This is a genomic window from Candidatus Nealsonbacteria bacterium (assembly GCA_011050465.1).
Taxonomy (GTDB): domain Bacteria; phylum Patescibacteriota; class Minisyncoccia; order Minisyncoccales; family RBG-13-36-15; genus RBG-13-36-15.
In genome coordinates this window covers 1-1629 of sequence record DRFQ01000003.1, presented here as the reverse complement: position 1 = coordinate 1629, position 1629 = coordinate 1, and the positions used below count along the sequence as shown (strand labels likewise).

The following is a 1629-nucleotide window of genomic DNA, read 5'->3' as shown; positions in this document are numbered from 1 at the left end:
GACCGAGAGGTAAATATTGAAGCAGTATCTAATGCTTTGATTAAAAATTTTCCTAAAAGTTATAAAAATAAACTTCAACACGTTATTAATTCTGGAAATTTATATAAAACAGATATTAAAACTGCTGGTGGAATTTCAAATATTTATTTTCATTCAAAAGGTATTGAAATTAATGAAGTGGAATTACTTCTAAAAAAAGTCTGTATTGATTCTAAACTACCAGAGTGTGTTCGCTTAGCGCACTTAATAGGGAGAATGTAGTAAAAAACTTTTATTCGTTTGAATTCATTTCATACTCTAAAATACGACGCATCCTCCCTCGTAAATCAACCCTTATTGCTGACATTCCATATGTAGTTATGCCCAACTTTTTCTGTATCTGTTCGGCACTTAAAGCTCCGGGTAAATCTTGTTTATTGGCGATAGCAATAATTTTAGCTCCTAAGCGTCGAGAAAATTTATTACAAATTTCTTTAGTCTGGTCTAAGTTCTTTTCTGTGGAATCACATATTAAAACAGTTAATGCTGTGCCTTTTAAGAAATCTTGCCACATAAATCTATAGCGTTCCTGCCCACCAAAGTCCCAAACATTAACTTTTTTCCCATTTAAAATTGAATTCTCTATTTCTAGCCCAACGGTTGGCTCCGTCTTGGTTGAAACATCTCTCCCTTGGAGTAAAGATAACAAGGAAGACTTACCTACCCTATTTGCCCCTACAAAACAAATTTTCGATTTCGTCGTGAGAACTTCTAATCGACCTTTTCTAATTCAGAACCACTTAGTTAGAAAAGGTAAAAATAGCTTCAAAAATTCGAATAATATTCGTGTAATACCGGAATGTTCTCTTTTTTGAATTAATGGAAATATAGATTAGAAAGATAGATAAATGTAAAAAAATGAATGACTTAAATTAATAATAAAATAAAAAGATTCAAAAAAAGGTTTTATTTCGGCTCCAGAGCCTTGCCAACATCAAGATCCTTGACAATACCAACTGCAACCGTCCTACCCATATCTCGGACTGCAAAACGACCCATTTCTGGAAAATCTTCATATTTTTCGAGACACATTTTCTTGATTGGAGATAATTCAACAATCGCAGCTTCGTTTCTCTTGAGAAACTTGGGCGAGTCTTCAATTACCGCACCAGTTTTCTGATCAAGCTTCTTTAGTAAGCTCACGAACTTAGCTGCAACCTGAGCTGTATGTGCGTGAACAACTGGTGTATATCCTTGAGCTATTGCTGTTGGGTGAAAAATAACGATGATCTGACCTGTCCATTTCCCACTTGGGTTAATCACTGTAGGAGGATTATCAGGATGTCCTAAGCAGTCTCCACGGCTAGCATCTGCTATGTTTATCCCACGGATGCTCATACCTATATTATCACCTGGCTCAGCTGTATCTATTTCTTCATGGTGCATCTCGATGCTTCTAATTTCCCCTTGGAAACCTGTGGGCATAATAATAATCTTGTCATTCTTCTTAAGTACTCCAGTTTCTACTCTACCAACAGGTACAACTCCAGTTCCTTTAATCTGATAAGAATCTTGAATTGGTATTCTTAATGGTTTTTTTAATGGTTTCTCTGGGAGAGTGAAATTATCAATGGCTTCAATTAAAGTTGG

General features: G+C 35.4%; 3 protein-coding genes. 1 reads left to right on the top strand and 2 read right to left on the bottom strand.

Annotation, left to right across the window (positions count from 1 at the left end; all coding sequences use genetic code 11):
• The coding region (locus ENH66_01350) for a DUF99 family protein (protein HDZ54329.1) at nucleotides 1-261 on the top strand (261 nt) is incomplete at its 5' end.
• Nucleotides 262-271: 10 nt separating this feature from the next.
• Here the strand turns inward: ENH66_01350 and ENH66_01345 are convergent.
• Nucleotides 272-769, bottom strand: a complete 498-nt coding sequence (locus tag ENH66_01345) for a GTP-binding protein (GenBank protein ID HDZ54328.1) — start codon at nucleotides 767-769, stop codon at nucleotides 272-274.
• Nucleotides 770-945: 176 nt separating this feature from the next.
• Nucleotides 946-1629, bottom strand: a 684-nt coding sequence (gene tuf, locus ENH66_01340) for an elongation factor 1-alpha (protein ID HDZ54327.1), incomplete at its 5' end; no start/stop codon positions are given.